Here is a 17,885-nt window from a genome sequence, read left to right on the forward strand (position 1 = left end):
CACTAGTGTACTACTGGAAACATATCATAGTTTATCCTAGATTATTTTTATATAGACTATCTTGATTTTATTTCCAACCACAAATCATCATAAACCTTTATATAATCACCTAAATCTTTAAATACTTCTGTTTTATCTAAAACTTTATCTTTAGGATAAGCAACTTCATTATTCTTAGTTTCATCATCTAAAATTTCATAAGCTGCTTTATTAGGCGTTGAATATCCTACGTAATCAATATTTTGTTTTGCATTTTCTGGATCTAACATAAAATTAATAAACATTTCTGCTTCTTTTTTATTTTCTGCATCTTTTGGTATACACATAGCATCAATCCACTTATTAGTTCCTTCTTTTGGAATAGCATATCTTAAGTTTTTATTTTCACTCATCATTGTAACAGCATCTCCAGAATACACTATTCCAAGAGCTACCTCATCATTAATAAGTCTATCTTTTCCTTCATCATTAACATAAGCATAAACTAAAGGTTTTTGTTTCAATAATTGTTCCTTAGCTTCTTCTAACTCTTCATAATTAGTAGTATTAAGTGAGTAACCTAATCTCATAAGTGAAATTCCCATAGTATCTCTTACCGAATCAAACATAAGTATATTTTTTTTATACTTTTTATCCCAAAGTATATCCCAACTATCAACTTTTTCTTTTACCATAGTAGTATTATAAAGTATACCAAAAGTTCCCCAGAAATAAGGAACACTATATTCATTATTAGCATCATAAGATTGATTTAAAAATTCCTCATCTATATTTTTAAAATTAGGAATATTACTAAAATCTATAGGAGACAACATATCTTCATTCTTCATTTTCTCTATCATGTAATCTGACGGAAATACTAAATCATATTTATTACCACCATTTTTTAACTTTTGATACATTATTTCATTAGTATCATAAGTTTCATAAATAATTTTAATTCCTGTTTCTTCAGTAAATTTATCTAACAATTCTTCATCTATGTAATCTCCAACATTATATATATTAAGTACATCTGCTGAAGATTTTCCACCACATCCTGAAAGTAACATTGATGATAGTACTAAAGTAATTATTAAAAAGATATTTATACTTCTAGCATACTTCCTCATTTATATCACCTCTTTTATTTGGCTTCTTTCTATTAGCTACAACCAACAATACAAATACACAAATAAACATTATAGTTGATAATGCATTTATAGCAGGATTTATACCTATTCTAGCCATAGAATATACCTCAATTGATAAATTTGTAACACCATTTCCTGTATTAAAGAAACTTATTACAAAATCATCTATAGACATTGTAAATGCAATTAAAAATCCAGACATAATACCTGGCTTTATTTGAGGTATTATTACTTTTCTTATTGCATACATAGGTTTTGCTCCTAAGTCCATAGCCGCTTCTTGAATATTATCAGGTAATTGCTTTATCTTTGGAAGCACAGCTAAAACTACATAAGGTATATCAAAAGTTATATGTGCTAAAAGCATACTTATAAATCCTAAATCTAGTTTTACAAATACAAATAAAGACATAAGTGCTACAGCTGTAACTATATCTGGATTTAATACTGGTAAATAATTTATATTAGTTATAATCTTTCTCTTAGCACCTGTCATTCTATCTATTCCAATTGCACCTAATGTTCCTATAATTGTTGCTATAGCTGATGCTATTATTGCCACTACAATAGTATAAAATAACGCTGTCATTATCCTCTCATCATGAAAAAGCTCTCTGTACCACTTTAAAGTAAATCCATTCCATCTTGACATAGATTTAGAATTATTAAAGGAAAATAAAGTCATAGTAAATATCGGCGCATATAAAAATATAAATACTAAAAACAAATATATATTTGATGTTATTTTTTTCATTAAAATAATCCGCCTCCTTCTCTATCTCCTTCATCAGTAAACTTATTCATAATAGCCATAGAGATTAAAATTAATATCATCATAAAAATGGATATTGCTGAACCAAAATTCCAATCCCCTACTGTTGTAAATTGTTGCTCTATTAGATTTCCTACTAACATATATTGTCCGCCACCTAACAATCTAGATATTACAAAAGTAGATACTGCTGGCATAAATACCATTGTTATTCCTGAAACAACCCCTGGTACACTAAGTGGAAAAATAACTCTTCTAAATACCTGAGATGTTCTTGCTCCTAAATCGTAAGCAGCATTAATAACATCCTTATCCATCTTAGTTAATGATGTGTATATAGGCAGAACCATAAATGGCAAAAAATTATATACCATTACAAGTAACACTGCTCCATTACTATATAATAAGTCCATAGGTTTTAGTCCTATAGTAGTTAAAATATTGTTTAAGATACCATTTCTACCCAATATAGACATCCATGCATAAGTTCTAAGTAAAAAGTTCATCCACATAGGCAAAATAAATATTAAAATCAAAAAATTTCTCTTATTCTCTGGCTTCTTCGCTAAAATATAAGCAATTGGATAACCAACCAATAAACAAATTACTGTAGATATCAACGCTAGCCATATAGACCTAAAAAACACACTAAAATATACAGGGTTCATTAACCTTTTATAGTGAGTTAAAGAAAACACATATCCACCATCTACTTTTTCAGTAAAACTAAAAAATATTACCAAAAATACAGGAACTACTATAAATAGAGCACTCCATACTACTAAAGGATAAGTTATCCAAGATTTTTTTTTCATATTTAACCTACCTCTTTTCTCATAATATGAATATCTTCAGGATATATATCTAATCCAATCATTGATCCAACAGGATATGTTTTTGTACTATGTATTATCCATGTAGTCTCATTTTCTTTAACTTCTAATTCATAATGAACACCCTTGAAAATAGATGATAATACTTTTCCTTTAAGCATTCCTTCCTCTTCTTTTACCATTTTTATATCTTCTGGTCTTATAACAACTTCTACATCTTCATTTTCTTTAAATCCCTTATCAACACATGAAAATGTATGAGATTGAAATTTAACACTATAATCTTCCAGCATAACTCCCGGTACAATATTACTTTCACCAATAAAATCTGCTACAAATGAGTTTATTGGCTCATTATATATATCTTGTGGAGTTCCCATTTGTTGAATAACGCCTTTATTCATAACTACTATTTTATCTGACATAGTAAGTGCCTCTTCTTGATCGTGAGTTACAAATATAAATGTAATACCAACCTTCTTTTGTATTTTCTTAAGCTCTATTTGCATCTCTTTTCTAAGTTTAAGATCTAATGCACTTAATGGTTCATCTAAAAGCAATACTTTAGGTTCATTAACTAAAGCTCTAGCAATCGCTACCCTTTGTTGTTGCCCACCACTCAAAGAATCTATTTTTCTTTTTTCAAATCCTTCTAGAGCTACAAGTTTTAGCATTTCTTTAACCTTTATATCTATCTCATTTTTAGGTAATTTCTTTATTCTAAGGCCGAAAGCCACATTTTCATATACATTCATATGTGAAAATAATGCATATTTTTGAAATACAGTATTAATAGTTCTATCATAAGAAGGTATATCATTTATTTTTTTACCATTAAATAAAATTTCACCTTTGTCAGCAGATTCAAACCCTGCTAATATCTTTAATAAAGTAGTCTTTCCGCATCCACTAGGTCCTAGCAAAGTAAGAAATTCATCTTTTTCAATATCTAATGTTAAATTATTTAACACTACATTATCTGCAAACGTCTTTGACAAATTTTTAATTTCTATAATTTTCTCACTCATAAAAAAACACCTCTATTCTAAAATGATGGTGGAGTACTTATCCAAATAACCTTTGCTTCATTCTTTCCAGCATTTGATATATAATGATTCGCTTTAGGTTTAAAATAGAAACTTTCTCCTTTTCTAACTCTATGCTTCTTATCTCCAATATGTAAGTTTATTGTTCCACTTAACACATATCCAAACTCTTCACCTGCATGCGGCTCTTCTTCCACATATTGTCCTCCCGGACTTAATGTAACCATAATTGGTTCCATATCATTTTTTTGAGCATCTGGTATAAGCCACATAAGTTTATATCCAATTTCTTCATCTTCCGTCTCAAACATATCCTCTTTACTAAAGGTTACTCTATGATTATCTTGATCATTAAAAAATTCCTTTAGATTTGTGCCTAATATTTGTAATATATCTACTAACGTAGCAATCGACGGTGATGTCAAATCATTTTCTAATTGAGAAATAAATCCCTTAGAAAGCTCACACCTATTAGCTAGCTCTTGTTGTGTAAGTTGTTTTTCTATCCTAAGTCTTTTTATTTTCTCTCCGATTTGCACAAATCCACCTCCTTTTTATGTAATTATATATAAACATTAAGTTTAAAATTACTAAACAACATTTTAGATTATATATATTTTTATATATTAATTCAATAGTTTTTTTGATTTTATTATTCTTATAAAGAATATATTTTTTCTTGCTTAGATTTATATAAAATTTATGTAATATATTAGTCCTTTAAAATTTTTTCGATTTACATTCATTCTTTCCAAGTAAGACAAATTTAAAATATTATTTTATAAATAAATCTAGGCTATATTTCAATGTTAAGTTGAAATATAGCCTAGATACTTTTATGTTTATTTTACTATCTTATCACTGAAAATAATGTAGTATTCCTTATGTATCAGTAATAATCTTATTTAATAAATAGTTACTATAGCTTTTTAATTAACTTCTCATCAGCTTCAATATAGCACGCTAACATCCCCATATTATATTCCTCACTTTCCTATTTACATATTCAAATTTTTTTAATACAATCTAAGATTTCACTAAATTCATTTATCTTGTTATCTGCAAACTTTTTCAATTTTATCCTCTTACATATTATTCAATATTGCATAAACATAAGTATCCCAATAAATAGGTTCACCATTAGCATCATTATGAAAAGAAACATTCTTTCTGAAATGAGCTTCTCTCTCCATTCCAACCTTCTCCATCACCTTCCATGAAGGAGTATTTTGTGGTGCACATTCAGCGTAAATTCTATGGACTCCAGCTTTAAACATATATTCAATTACTGCTATACACCCTTCAGTAATATATCCTTGTCTATGATAATTTTCATTTAGAACATACCCTATCTCTCTACTATTGAAATCCCTCTTTCCTAGATATATATTTCCAATTACCTTTTTACTATCTTTTAATTCAACAGCATAAAACTCGTCACTTTCCATACGATACTTTATTTCACTCTCAGCCTTTTCTGCTGTAAAATCTGGATATCCTTCAAATTCACTATTCACTCGTTGTAACATATATTCACATAAATCCTCTTTATCCATTAATTCATAATTTCTAATAATAAGTCTTTCTGTCTCTATTCTCATTTATTTAATATTTCTCCTTGCCTTTTTTTAATTAAAATATATTCATCTATCCATGGATATTTCATTTTTATTTCCCTTTCTATTTCTTAGTAGAACCTATAGTGTCTTTACTTTAACTACCAGAACTCTCATATCTTTTAATTCCCGTTAACCATATTCGGTAAGCTAATGATATAGCAATAATACTAACTACTACTGTAAGACATATTCCCACAACAAAACTTCCTTTTCCTATAAAGTATGCTCCTGGAAAATATCCTGTAAAGGCAAACGGAATAATTCCTGTAAGTATAGCTTTAATAAAATTGGGATAAATCCCTATAGGATATTTAGCAAAATCACTAATTTGATATGCCATAAATAAGTATGCTTGTGCAAACTTAACCCAAAATGCTATAGATGTCACTGCTAACTTAATAGCTGTATATATTAATGTAGCAAATAAAACAACTACTATGAAACTTAAAATTTTACCTATTGAAAAAGTTAATCCTAGTTTTATTGATGACATAATTAATAATATAAAACCTATTATTATTTCACCTAAACCATCTGGCTGAAAACTTTCTGATATAACTTGAAACAATGGATTTATTGGCCTTACAAGATATTTATCAAATTCACCATGTACTATAGTCTTCCAAGAAAAAATCCAAAGATAATCTGTGAATACATGATCAATTCCCCTTGGAATTTGTGCAAAACCATAAATAAATAATATTTCATAAAAACTCCAGCCTTGCAAACTTGGGACTGCGTTAAATATTAAAGTTATAAAAATTACTCCAGTAAATTGCACAAGAATAAATCCAACTAATCCTAAAATAAAATCCATCCTATATTCCATTAAGCTCTTAATATACTGCTCTAAAAATCTAATATATAACTTAACGTATCGCTTCATTTTCACCCTCCTAAAATAGTTAATTCTGTGATAAGTTTATTCCACATCCATCTTGATAGTAAAATAAGTATACCTATCCACACTACCTGAAGACCTATAGAAAATATAAGCTCCATCCCTTCTATTTTTCCTAGATATATTAACGTTGGTGTTGAAATTATTGATGAAAAAGGTAACAATCCGAAAATCTTCTGCATTATCATTGGGAAAAATGATAATGGAATTAACGCTCCTGATAAAAGTCTAAATATTGCACCCATAATTTGAGCAAGACCCCACATATTTGTTATTTTAAAAGACAACAAACCAAAACAATATCTATAATAGAATGAAAGAATAATACTAAGCACCGTTGTAATTAATGACAAAATTATATTTAATATGTTAAAATTGTGTTCTATTGAGATAAATAAAACCGTCACTAATATAAAGCCTAAAGAAAATACTAATACAAAATTGAATACTATATTACCTAATGCTTGAAAAAACATTCTCTTACAATAATTAATTGGTCTTACTAAATTTATTGCAATAGACCCATCTTTAACTTCTCTATATATCATTGTTGATACATCTATATCCGTTAATATACCAATCAAAAATGCTAATAACATATAAATAATCATTTCATTAAAATTAAACCCACTAATAATAGATTTCGTAGAACTACCATAAATAGCTTTCCACAAATAGTAAGATACTAATATTATTACTCCTTCTCCACAAAAGAATATCATAGTATTAGCTTTATATGTTAATTGTGCTTGAAAGGCATTAGTAGTAAAGGGTAAATATGTCTTCACTTCTTTAAAATATTTCATCGCTACACCCCAGTTCTATAAATTTTCTTTATTATATCTTCAATACTTGTTTCTGATATTCTAAAATCTATAACTTCAAAATTATTCATAATAGATTTCATAATTTCAGATGAAGAAATTTTATTTTTATTGTATGTTATATTTATCTTATTTCCATTTGTTACAATCACCAAATCATCATCATTTAAAGTTTGCTCTGACTCTACTTTTATATCATTGCTTATATTTGACTCTTTTACTTGATACTCTAACGATGTCATTGCTCCGTATTTCTCTTTTATTTCTTTTATACCCCCATCATAAATTTTCTTTCCTTTATCAATTATTATGATTCTATTACATAACTCCTCTATATCATTAAGATCATGGGTAGTTAGTATAATTGTTGTACCAAACTTCTCATTTATTTCTTTTATTGCTCTTCTTACTTTTTCTTTAACCATAACATCTAATCCTATTGTTGGCTCATCAAGATAAACTACTTTAGGATTATGTATAAGAGCAGCAGCTATATCTGCTCTCATTCTTTGTCCTAAAGAAAGAGATCTAACTGGTGTAAGCATAAATTCTTCAAGACCTAATACATCATTTAAAAATTTCATTCTTTCTTTAAAATCCTCTTCTTTAACTTCATATATATCTCTTAAAAGAGTAAATGTTTCTGATATAGGCAAATCCCACCATAATTGAGTTTTCTGTCCAAATACTACACCTATTTTTTTTGCATTCTTTTCTCTATTTTCATATGGAACTAATCCATCAACTAGAACTTTACCACTACTTGGTGTTAAAATACCTGTCATCATCTTAATCGTTGTAGACTTTCCTGCACCATTAGCTCCAATATATCCAACTACTTCACCTTCTTCTATTTGAAAACTTATATCTTCTACTGCTTTTTTAACAACATATTCTCTAGAAAAAAATGATTTTATCGCACCTTTAAACCCTGGATACTTTTTATTAGTTTTGAATTCCTTAGATAAGTGTTCTACTTTTATCATATATACCTCCACCTCTCACCATTACACATTGTCGAACATATGTTCTTTTTGAAATTAAAAAAATGCCGTGCAAACGCACGGTTATTATTTTAATAATAAATGTCTAATGATTGCGTTTCTTATTAAGTTCAATTTATAAAGACATGAATATTCTTTATAAATTAATTATTAAATTGCTTAATTAAAAACTTCAATATACACATTAAACACTCCTTTACAAATAGCATGTTACAATAATAACACTATACCGTTTACATGTCAATATTTATTTTAAATGTATTTTATATACATTTAAAATTATTGTATTGACATTAAAAGGTTTTTATTGTAATATTTTTTCAAGACCATATTGTAGAAACTATGACGAGGAGGAGTATATATATTCCGTAAATAAAGAGAGAGGATGTTTAGCTGGAAATTTCTCATGAAGAATATATAGAAGGTAGCCTCAGAGTTTTTAATCGAAATTTACTTAGTAAAAAGTAGAATTAAACGGAGTCTCACCGTTAAAAGAGAAATAATATCGGTTATAATACCTGTATTATATTGAGTGTGTATTTTTATACAAAAATTGGTGGTACCGCGGAGTAAACCCTTCGTCCTTTTTTAGGATGAAGGGTTTTTTTATTATAAATAAAAAGGGGTGTATTTTATGAAATATAATGGTTCAGAGATTACAATCAAATTACTAGAATTGCATGGTATTGAAATAATAGCAGGAATTCCTGGTGGATATATTCTTCCTCTATATGATGCACTTTATAAAAGTAATATAAAACACATTTTAGCAAGACATGAGCAAGGGGCTGCATTTATGGCTCAAGGTGTTGCTAGATCTACTGGAAAACCAGCTGTATGTTTCGCAACTTCAGGTCCAGGGGCTACAAATTTGTTAACAGCTATAGCTGATGCAAAGCTAGATTCTATTCCTATTATCGCAATTACAGGTCAAGTTTCTTATGATTGCATTGGTACTGATTCTTTCCAAGAAGTTGATACTTACGGACTTACCATACCAATAACAAAACACAATTATATTGTTCACTCTGTAGAAGAACTATTTACAATAATTCCCGAAGCTTTTAAGCTATCTATGGATGGACGTCCAGGTCCTATAGTTATTGATATACCAAAAGATGTACAGCTAGCAGAAATGGAAGTAACTACTTGGCCACATATAGATTTAAATTATGAGCAAGACTATATCACTGAAAATTATCAACTTCAAGATATAGCCGAAATAATAAATAATTCAAAAAAGCCTATTATATATGCTGGTGGTGGCATAATTAATTCCAATGGTTCTGCTGCACTTTATAACTTCGCTAAAAAAAGTAATATCCCTGTTGCCCTAACATTAATGGGGCTAGGCAGTTTTCCTACTGATGATCCTCTTTATCTTGGAATGGTAGGTATGCATGGAAATAGATATACAAATTTACTTATCAATAAAGCTGATGTCATTTTAGCATTTGGTGTACGTTTTGATGATAGAGCTACTGGTAATATAAGAAAGTTTTGTCCTAACGCTAAAATAGTTCATGTAGAAATTGATGAAGTTGAGATTAACAAGCTAAGAGATACTTATTATGCCCTTGTTGGAGATATTAGAATTGTTTTAGAAGATCTTATTCATTATATAAACGCTAATCCTAGAACTGACTGGCTTAATGAAGTTATAAGTTACAAAGAAAAATACCCGTTTGTACTTCCACCGAAGGAAGATATTTTTCATCCTATAAATATGATTAAATATATTCATGATATAGTTCCAGAAACTACGATTGTTACAACAGATGTAGGACAACATCAAATGTGGGTAGCACAAAGTTATTCTTTTAATACACCACGTACCCTTTTAACTTCCGGTGGATTAGGTACTATGGGCTTTGGCCTTCCGGCAGCAATAGGTGCCGCTTTAGCTAATGATGATAAAAATATTATCTGTTTTAGTGGAGATGGTTCTATATTAATGAACATCCAAGAATTAGCTACATTAAAAGATTTTAATTTGAATGTTAAAGTAATAATCTTTGTTAATGGACATCTTGGACTAGTTAGACAACAACAAGAATTATTCTATAATGAGCATTATATGGCATCAAAATTTATTAGTAACCCTGACTTTACCATTATCGGAAAAGGATTCGGCATTGAGACCTGCGACCTTGGAAAAGAAAATAGTCCTTTAGAAAAGCTAAAAGAAATTTTATCTAAAAAAGGACCTTATGTTATATCTATACCTATAAATGAAACTGAAAATGTATACCCTATGGTAGCTCCTGGAGCTGCTAATACTGAAATGATTGGAGGAGAATTAAATGGAAATTAAACCACACTGTATAATAGAATTATTAGTTAATAATCATGCTGGAGTTATGTCTCATATAACAGGCCTCTTTGCAAGAAGAGCTTTCAACTTAGAAGGAATATTATGTGGAGGTATCGGCGACGGAAGCAAAAGTACTATGTTCTTATTAGTTAATGATGATGAACTTATTGAACAGATTACTAAACAACTAAAGAAACTTCATGATGTTATAGAAGTAAAAATACACCATGACTATGATTGTTCTGTTTTCTATAATTTAGATCAATTGTTTATTAAGTAATTTTTAAAATCACAAGGGGCTATCGCATTAATGATTAAATTCCTAAGCGAGCCCTTTTTCATTACTATCTATCAGATACATTTGCCATCCGCAGTACTATAATATTTTTCCGCCATGGAAAATAAACCTCCACTGTGCACTGTGCACTGACAACTGTTTTCCATTTATATTTTCACTAAATCATGATATAATTTTTGATAAAAGTATAATGTACTACATATCATAAAATATTTGTGGTAAACTACTAATCACAACTTAAGTTATTGATTTTATACAAGGGAGATTATTTATGAAAAATAATTTTAATGAACTAAATTTAGATTCAAATATAGTATTAGGTCTAGAAAAACAAGGTATAACTACACCAACAGAAATACAATCTCTTACAATTCCTAATGTTTTAGAAAATAAAGATATCATTGCTGAAGCATATACTGGTAGCGGAAAAACTTTAGCTTTCGTTGCTCCTTTATTTCAGAAAATAGATACTTCTAAGAGAGAGTCACAAGTTCTTATCTTAGCTCCAACTCATGAGTTAGTTATTCAAATAACGGAACAAATTAAGTTGCTAGCCAAAAATTCTGAAATTCCTGTCACTTCACTTAGTATAATTGGAGAAGCTAGTATTGAAAAGCAAATAAAGAAAATTAAAGAAATTAAACCTCATATAGTAGTTGGTTCAGCTGGAAGAATATTAGATCTTATAAAGAAAAAGAAATTTAAACCTCATACTCTTAAAACTATTGTAATAGATGAAGCTGATTCTCTTCTAGTAGAAGAAAAAATTTCACCTATAAAAGAAATTATTAAAACTACTATGCGAGACCGTCAACTTATGATTTTCTCTGCTACAATAAATGATAAAGTATTAGCTTCAGCAACAGAACTTATGAAAGATCCTGTTATTTTAAAATCAAAAGCAAAAGTGGCCTTAAATCCTAACATAACTCACATGTGTATTTTAAGTGATAGAAAAGATAAATTTGAAACATTGAGAAAGCTTATAAATGCAACAAAACCTAAAAAAGCTATTGTATTCCTTAATAAAGGTCACGAAATTGAATTTATAACACAAAAATTAAATTATCATAAAAAGAATGCTATTGGAATCTATGGAAATATGACTAAAGAGCAAAGAAAAAATGCTTTAGATGGCTTTAGAAACGGCAAATATAACATTTTAGTATCTTCTGATTTATCAGCAAGAGGTCTTGATATTTCAGATGTAACTCATATATTTAACTTAGACTTTCCTGTGAAAGCAAAGGAATATCTACATAGAGCAGGAAGAACTGCAAGAGGTACTGCTTCTGGAACTTGCATATCTATTGTAAATGAACGAGACCTTGCTGCCATAAGAATTTACGAAAGAGAATTTAATATTGAAATAGAACCAAAAGTACTATTTGAAGGTAAATTATATAATCCAAAAGATTTGTAAGATATTATTATAGCGATAAAATCTGTATTTTTATTTATCGACACTAAAAAAGGTTAGAAATACTTTTCATATTTCTAACCTTTTATGATGTATATTTTTATGAATTTTTTCTAATCTTATATATGACACTAAATTTATATGTAGGTGAAGGTATGAAAAAATTTATTAATATATTACTTCCTTTTATCATAATGTTTAATACACTTTTTACCCCTAAAGTATTTGCTGAAAATCTAATTTCAACTACTCATTCAAAAGATGATTATTTAATTTTTATAGATGTTAATAGTCTTACTCTTTCATTAATAGATAAGTCAACAGAAGAGATAGTTAAAACTTATCCCGTTGCTTTAGGTAAAAAAACTACACCATCACCTATTGGTACTTGGAAAATAACAAGTAAAGCTTTGAAAGATGGTGCATTTGGAGGATATTGGCTTGGACTCAATGCCCCTTGGGATACCTTCGGTATTCACGGAACTAGCAGACCCGATTCCATCGGAAGCTATGCTTCAAATGGATGTATAAGAATGTTTAATCATCATATTAAAGAATTATTTTTTCTAGTGGAATACGAAACATCTGTCATCGTTTCAGCTGGACCAAGTTGGCTTTTTTCTCCCTATGTAAGAACTATAAAACCTAATGATAAAGGCGCTGATGTATATGACGTAGAAAGAGTCCTCAGTAGTATGGGATATTTTTTTGATACTATTGATGGGATTTACGATTATACTCTTGAAAAAGCAGTTTTAGAATATAGAGAAGAACATAATCTTCCAATAAAAAATGAGATAGATAGTGAATTTTTAAAAAGTATTGGACTTTATAAATTCGAATAAGAAAGTAGGTGTAATTTATTAAACGACACTATAAAAGTATAAAAATTACTACTCTACTTTTATTTTTTATACTATATATTTTTTTAACTCCTATAAGAGTATACTGTAATGATGAATATATTGATTATACTATCCTTATTATCAATTCTTACGGTTCAGAAAATGAATGGGAAAAATCTATCTTAAATGGGTTAAAAGAAAATTTATCACCCTTTGAAAATATAAATTATGATTTAGAATATCTTGATGTAAAAATCAACTCTAGTGAAGAGTATGAAAATAGATTTTTAGACTTACTAAACCTGAAATATAGTAATCAAAAAATTGATTTAATTTTAACTGTAGATGATGAAGCCTTTACTCTAATACGGCCTATGATATTTAATAGTAATAGCTTCGCCTATAAAACTCCTGTAGTTTCTATAGGTATAAATGAACATTTTACTTTATCTGAAAAAGAAAATGAATATATAACTGGAGTATTTGAAATAGAAGACAACTTAAAATATTTAAATATGCTTATTGATATAAATCCAGAATTATCAAATCTTATAATTGTGTCAGATAAAAGTAAATATTCATCTATCATAAAAGAAAATATAAATTCTGTATCCTATTTAACATCAAAACCTATTGAAATAAGTTTTATAGAAGAAGAGTATTTAGATAACGTACTAATAAATTTGAAAAAAGTCGCTTCTCCACAAAGTGCAATTTTAATTATGGGAGACTTTAAATCTTCAGATGAAAATATTATATCTGATTTATCTGTCATCATTGATTCAATAAAATCTATTACAGATGCACCTATTTATACAAAAGTTCCGTCATACTTATATGCTGGTGCAGTAGGAGGAGTGATGAAATTTGGTGAAAATCATGGATATATTGCTGGAGAAATTATTAGCAAATTACTACTGGGAGAGAATATAAAAAATTTGAACTCTATACATAACTCCCTCTACCTCACTGTGTTTAATTATGATGCTTTAAACTATTATAATATTAATCCATTACTACTTCCCAAAGGTAGCCTCTATATTAATAAAAATAAATTTGATTTATTGTTACCAAGACCTTTAAAATACTTAACTTGGTCTACCTTAATAATAATTACACTTGTTTTCATATTTACAATTTTTAAATATATCCGTGATAAAAAAACGGCTACCTTAAATAAAATTTTATTAAATCAAGCTTTAGAAAATGATAGATTAAAAACAAATTTTATAACAACTATCTCTCATGAACTAAGAACTCCATTAAATATAATTCTTAGTACGACAAAACTTATTTCTCTTTCAATAAAAAAATCTATTATTGATAAAGAATATTTACTTTTGAAGCTAGATTATATTGAGAATAACTCTAATAGACTTTTAAAACTCATAAATAATATCATAGATATAACAAAAATTGAATCTGGATTTTTGACACCTAACTTTGCTATGGATAATATAGTAGAAGTTGTTGAAAATACTACACTTTCTATAATCGATTTAGCTAAAGAACATAACGTAAATATAATTTTTGATACTGAAGAAGAAGAAATAATGATGTCTATAGATCGAATCATGATTGAACGCATTATTTTAAACCTAATCTCTAACTCTATAAAATTCACTAAAAGTTTAGGAACAATATATGTTTCCATTAACAAAAAAAATGATAATGTAATAATTTCTGTTGAAGATAATGGTATTGGTATACCTAATGATGAAATAGATAATGTTTTTCACCGATTTCATCAAGTAGATAGTTCACTTAGTAGACATAACGAAGGAAGTGGTCTAGGTCTTTTTATTGTCAATAGTCTTGTTAATCTACACTATGGTAAAATAGAAGTCTTTAGTATAGAAAATATAGGCACAAAATTTGATATCACCCTTCCTATTTTTATTACTAATGTTACAAATGATGATAATATAACTATTCAACCTCTTGAACAACTAATAAAAGTTGAAATGTCTGATCTTAAAGAAAAGTAATTTTAACAGTTTAAGAGTCCATCGCAATAACGAATAATTTTTCGTAAGTGATAACTTTTTTATCATAGCACAGGTTAGAAGGCCAGGGCACAAGTAAGGTAAAAATTCCTCTTTGGGAGGAATTTTATTATAGTCCTGCGGACAGCACAGTGTTTTCATGTTTACTATATAATATAATTTGTAACCACAGCTTCATGAAATTGCAACTTTCATGAAGCTTTCTGTATTGACTTGTATATCAACTATGACCTAAGTAAGAAACATAGTCTAACTTATATAACACTTATAATTTAAGAAATTCCGCAGGAATTTCTTCCAGTACTGTGCACTGACATATCCCTGTGCCTATCAAAATTACTAAAAAAAGCTGCCGCACTCTTCGTGCAACAGCTCATACTTATTGTACATTATTGTCATAGAATTCGAAAACTTTATCTAAATATCCTGTTAAAATATCATCTGATTGTTTATATAATTCATGCTTAGAACCTTCTACAAATACTAATTCACAATTTTTAGCGTATTTAGCAAATGTATTTTGTCCTCCATCATTTACATATGTATCATTATCTGCTTGAAATAAAAGTACTGGTATTTCCACCTTTGAAGCGTTATTTTTATCAATTATTTTCTTAGTTGCATTGAAAGATTCTTGTAACCATCTATAAGATGCTCCACCCTTTTTATATTCTTCTGTATTACAAGTAATTTCATATGCATAATCATAACGATTCTTTGATGTTGCACCTGATCCATCAAAATCATATACTTCTTCATATGGTCCTTGTCCACTTACATAATTATCAGCCATAGAAAAAGTTACTGCACCACAAGCAATAATTTTAGCTATCCAACTTGGTACATTCCCTGTGTTAATTTCTAACATAGGTGAACTTAAAATAGCTGCATCAAAATATCCTGGATAATCCTCTAAGAATTTAGCTCCTATTCCTCCACCCATTGAATGAGCATATAATAATAACTTTTCTTCACCCTTGTTTGGAATTACTATTTCATCTAAGAATTTTTTTAGATCAGTAACATAATAATCAAATTTTTCTACATTGATTTGTGTTGAGTCTTTTACTCCTAAATTTACTGAATATCCATGTCCCCTATGTTCCATAGCATATACTGAATATCCTTGTTTTGTAAAGTAATATACCATTTCTCTGTACTTTGATAAATTTTCAGTAAAGCCATGGCTTATTACTATACTTCCTTTAGCATTAGGAACTACATATGTTTCGTAGTATAATTTTCCTTCATTTTCACCAACAATATACCCTGATTTAGTAATAGAATCTAAATAAGGTTCTACTACAGTTTTCATAGTATCAATAAAGTTATCTTCATTGATAAAAAGACTACCTAATTTTTCAGATGTTGGCACACTTGTTTCTTCTGCATAAACTGTACCATAACTTACTGTTGATAATGCAATAACAGTAATTACTACAGCTGATAAAAACTTTAATAATTTAGATTTAAATTTTTTCATACCGTTTCCGCGATTCTTATAATGACCGCTTTTCTCACTTCCTTTCTTCAAATTCATTATATATTATACAATATTTTATATATTTCGCATTTATTATATCTTTGCTATTTGTAAAACTTTAGTATTTTATTGTATTCAATTCCTTTTTTTGTCTAATAAAAAAATATCTTAACTCCACTAAAAATAGTTTCATTAAGATATTTTTCAAAAAACTGTATATAATTAATTTTTAATTATATATTGGAAAAAAAAATTTATTTTATTTATCATTATTTTCATAAAATTTAAATATATTATTTAAATAGTCTCTTAAAAAGTCATCAGAATGTCTATATAAGTCATGCTTACTTCCCTTTAGAAAAACTACATCACAATTTTTAACTTCATTAGCTAATATAGCTTGTCCATTAGGTTTGACAAATGTATCATTGTCAGCTTGAAATAGCAAAATAGGTGTCTCTATTTTCGATGCATTTTCTTTTTTCAATGCTTCTTTTGTAGCATCAAAAGACTCTTTAAGCCATCTAAAAGAAGCTCCTCCCTTTTGGTATCTCTCATCATTTTTTGTCTTATTATAACTATAATCATATCTATTTTTAGATGTAGTACCACTTTCTTCGAATTCATATTCTCCACTAAATGGTTCTTGACCTAATACATATTTGTCACCTTTTCCTATGATATCGTAAAGATTAGCAATTAATTTAGCTATTGGGGCAGGAGTACTACCTGTATTAATCTCTAACATAGGTGAACTAAGCACTGCTGCATCAAAATAATTCGGATATCTCTCAAGAAATAGTGTTCCAATAGCCCCTCCCATAGAATGAGCAAATAGGAACAGTTCTTCTTCTCCTTTTTCTTTCATTACAATTTCATCTAAGAATGTCTTAAAATCTTCCACATAATAATCAAAATCTTCTACATCTATTTGAGTTTTATCTTCTTTACCTAAATTAACTGATAAACCATGACCTCTGTGCTCCATTGCAAAAACAGAATATCCTTTTTTAATAAAGTAATAAATTATCTCATTATATTTTTCCAAAGATTCTGAGAATCCATGACTAATAGCTATAGCACCTTTAGCATCCTCAACTACATATTTCTTATAATATATTGAACTAGATTTCTCACCTTCAAAATATCCATCTTCCATATTTTCTTCTAAATATGGTTCAACAATTTCTTCCATATCACCTATATAATTATCTTCTGATATGTATATATCGTCTATAATATTTTCTTCTATTTTTCCACCATAAGTTTTTGAATAAGTTATTTTTTCTTTTTTATCAATAAAAATAATACCTATCATAATTACTGTAATTAATAATGATACTACTATTAATATTTTACTTCTAATTTTATTTTTCTTCAAAGTCTT

Annotated in this window: 16 protein-coding genes and 1 other annotated feature; of the genes, 5 read left to right on the forward strand and 11 right to left on the reverse strand. The window is 28.2% G+C overall.

Features of this window, described 5'->3' with window-relative positions; translation table 11 throughout:
- Window positions 1-56: 56 nt before the first annotated feature.
- From CM240_RS09125 to CM240_RS09165, 9 genes are all read right to left on the reverse strand, one after another.
- Window positions 57-1,112 carry an ABC transporter substrate-binding protein gene (locus CM240_RS09125; RefSeq protein ID WP_044038578.1) on the reverse strand — a complete coding sequence of 352 codons (1,056 nt, stop codon included), beginning with the start codon at window positions 1,110-1,112 and terminating at the stop codon, window positions 57-59.
- The gene (locus CM240_RS09130) at window positions 1,096-1,887 is read right to left on the reverse strand and encodes an ABC transporter permease (protein ID WP_044038581.1); all 792 of its coding nucleotides are present in this window, start codon (window positions 1,885-1,887) and stop codon (window positions 1,096-1,098) included. Before CM240_RS09130 ends, CM240_RS09125 begins: the two co-directional genes overlap by 17 nt.
- The gene (locus CM240_RS09135; protein ID WP_044038583.1) at window positions 1,887-2,720 is read right to left on the reverse strand and encodes an ABC transporter permease; all 834 of its coding nucleotides are present in this window, start codon (window positions 2,718-2,720) and stop codon (window positions 1,887-1,889) included. Before CM240_RS09135 ends, CM240_RS09130 begins: the two co-directional genes overlap by 1 nt.
- A gap of 2 nt (window positions 2,721-2,722) precedes the next feature.
- The gene (gene potA, locus CM240_RS09140; RefSeq protein ID WP_044038585.1) at window positions 2,723-3,766 is read right to left on the reverse strand and encodes a spermidine/putrescine ABC transporter ATP-binding protein; all 1,044 of its coding nucleotides are present in this window, start codon (window positions 3,764-3,766) and stop codon (window positions 2,723-2,725) included.
- Between the two features lie 17 nt (window positions 3,767-3,783).
- Window positions 3,784-4,323 carry a helix-turn-helix domain-containing protein gene (locus CM240_RS09145; RefSeq protein ID WP_044038587.1) on the reverse strand — a complete coding sequence of 180 codons (540 nt, stop codon included), beginning with the start codon at window positions 4,321-4,323 and terminating at the stop codon, window positions 3,784-3,786.
- A gap of 546 nt (window positions 4,324-4,869) precedes the next feature.
- A complete protein-coding gene (locus CM240_RS09150; RefSeq protein ID WP_044038589.1) occupies window positions 4,870-5,385 on the reverse strand; it encodes a GNAT family N-acetyltransferase in 516 nt (171 codons plus the stop codon).
- A gap of 112 nt (window positions 5,386-5,497) precedes the next feature.
- The gene (locus tag CM240_RS09155) at window positions 5,498-6,289 is read right to left on the reverse strand and encodes an ABC transporter permease (RefSeq protein WP_044038591.1); all 792 of its coding nucleotides are present in this window, start codon (window positions 6,287-6,289) and stop codon (window positions 5,498-5,500) included.
- Window positions 6,290-6,291: 2 nt separating this feature from the next.
- Window positions 6,292-7,110: an ABC transporter permease gene (locus tag CM240_RS09160; RefSeq protein WP_044038593.1), complete on the reverse strand. Its 819-nt coding sequence runs from the start codon at window positions 7,108-7,110 to the stop codon at window positions 6,292-6,294.
- A 2-nt stretch (window positions 7,111-7,112) separates the two neighbouring features.
- The gene (locus CM240_RS09165; RefSeq protein WP_044038595.1) at window positions 7,113-8,114 is read right to left on the reverse strand and encodes an ABC transporter ATP-binding protein; all 1,002 of its coding nucleotides are present in this window, start codon (window positions 8,112-8,114) and stop codon (window positions 7,113-7,115) included.
- Window positions 8,115-8,465: 351 nt separating this feature from the next.
- Window positions 8,466-8,721 (forward strand) — a binding site (T-box leader).
- A gap of 45 nt (window positions 8,722-8,766) precedes the next feature.
- Here CM240_RS09165 and ilvB point away from each other — a divergent pair.
- The 5 genes from ilvB to CM240_RS16905 all read left to right on the forward strand — a co-directional run bounded on the left by ilvB (window position 8,767) and on the right by CM240_RS16905 (window position 14,997).
- Window positions 8,767-10,446, forward strand: a complete 1,680-nt coding sequence (gene ilvB / locus CM240_RS09170; protein WP_044038597.1) for a biosynthetic-type acetolactate synthase large subunit — start codon at window positions 8,767-8,769, stop codon at window positions 10,444-10,446.
- Window positions 10,436-10,726 carry an acetolactate synthase small subunit gene (ilvN, locus tag CM240_RS09175; protein ID WP_044038599.1) on the forward strand — a complete coding sequence of 97 codons (291 nt, stop codon included), beginning with the start codon at window positions 10,436-10,438 and terminating at the stop codon, window positions 10,724-10,726. The genes ilvB and ilvN overlap by 11 nt, the downstream gene beginning before the upstream one ends.
- A gap of 289 nt (window positions 10,727-11,015) precedes the next feature.
- Entirely contained in the window at window positions 11,016-12,167 is a 1,152-nt protein-coding gene (locus tag CM240_RS09180) for a DEAD/DEAH box helicase (protein WP_044038601.1), read from the forward strand.
- A 152-nt stretch (window positions 12,168-12,319) separates the two neighbouring features.
- Entirely contained in the window at window positions 12,320-13,009 is a 690-nt protein-coding gene (locus tag CM240_RS09185; RefSeq protein WP_044038603.1) for a L,D-transpeptidase family protein, read from the forward strand.
- Window positions 13,010-13,188: 179 nt separating this feature from the next.
- On the forward strand, window positions 13,189-14,997 hold the full coding sequence (locus tag CM240_RS16905) for a sensor histidine kinase (protein WP_278246584.1): 1,809 nt from the start codon (window positions 13,189-13,191) through the stop codon (window positions 14,995-14,997).
- Between the two features lie 397 nt (window positions 14,998-15,394).
- Here the strand turns inward: CM240_RS16905 and CM240_RS09195 are convergent, their stop codons facing one another.
- Window positions 15,395-16,498: an alpha/beta fold hydrolase gene (locus CM240_RS09195; protein ID WP_044038605.1), complete on the reverse strand. Its 1,104-nt coding sequence runs from the start codon at window positions 16,496-16,498 to the stop codon at window positions 15,395-15,397.
- A 259-nt stretch (window positions 16,499-16,757) separates the two neighbouring features.
- Window positions 16,758-17,879, reverse strand: coding sequence for an alpha/beta fold hydrolase (locus tag CM240_RS09200; RefSeq protein WP_156930532.1), 1,122 nt, complete (start codon window positions 17,877-17,879; stop codon window positions 16,758-16,760).
- Window positions 17,880-17,885: the final 6 nt, after the last annotated feature.

This window comes from Clostridium bornimense, assembly GCF_000577895.1.
Classification (GTDB): domain Bacteria; phylum Bacillota; class Clostridia; order Clostridiales; family Clostridiaceae; genus Clostridium_AN; species Clostridium_AN bornimense.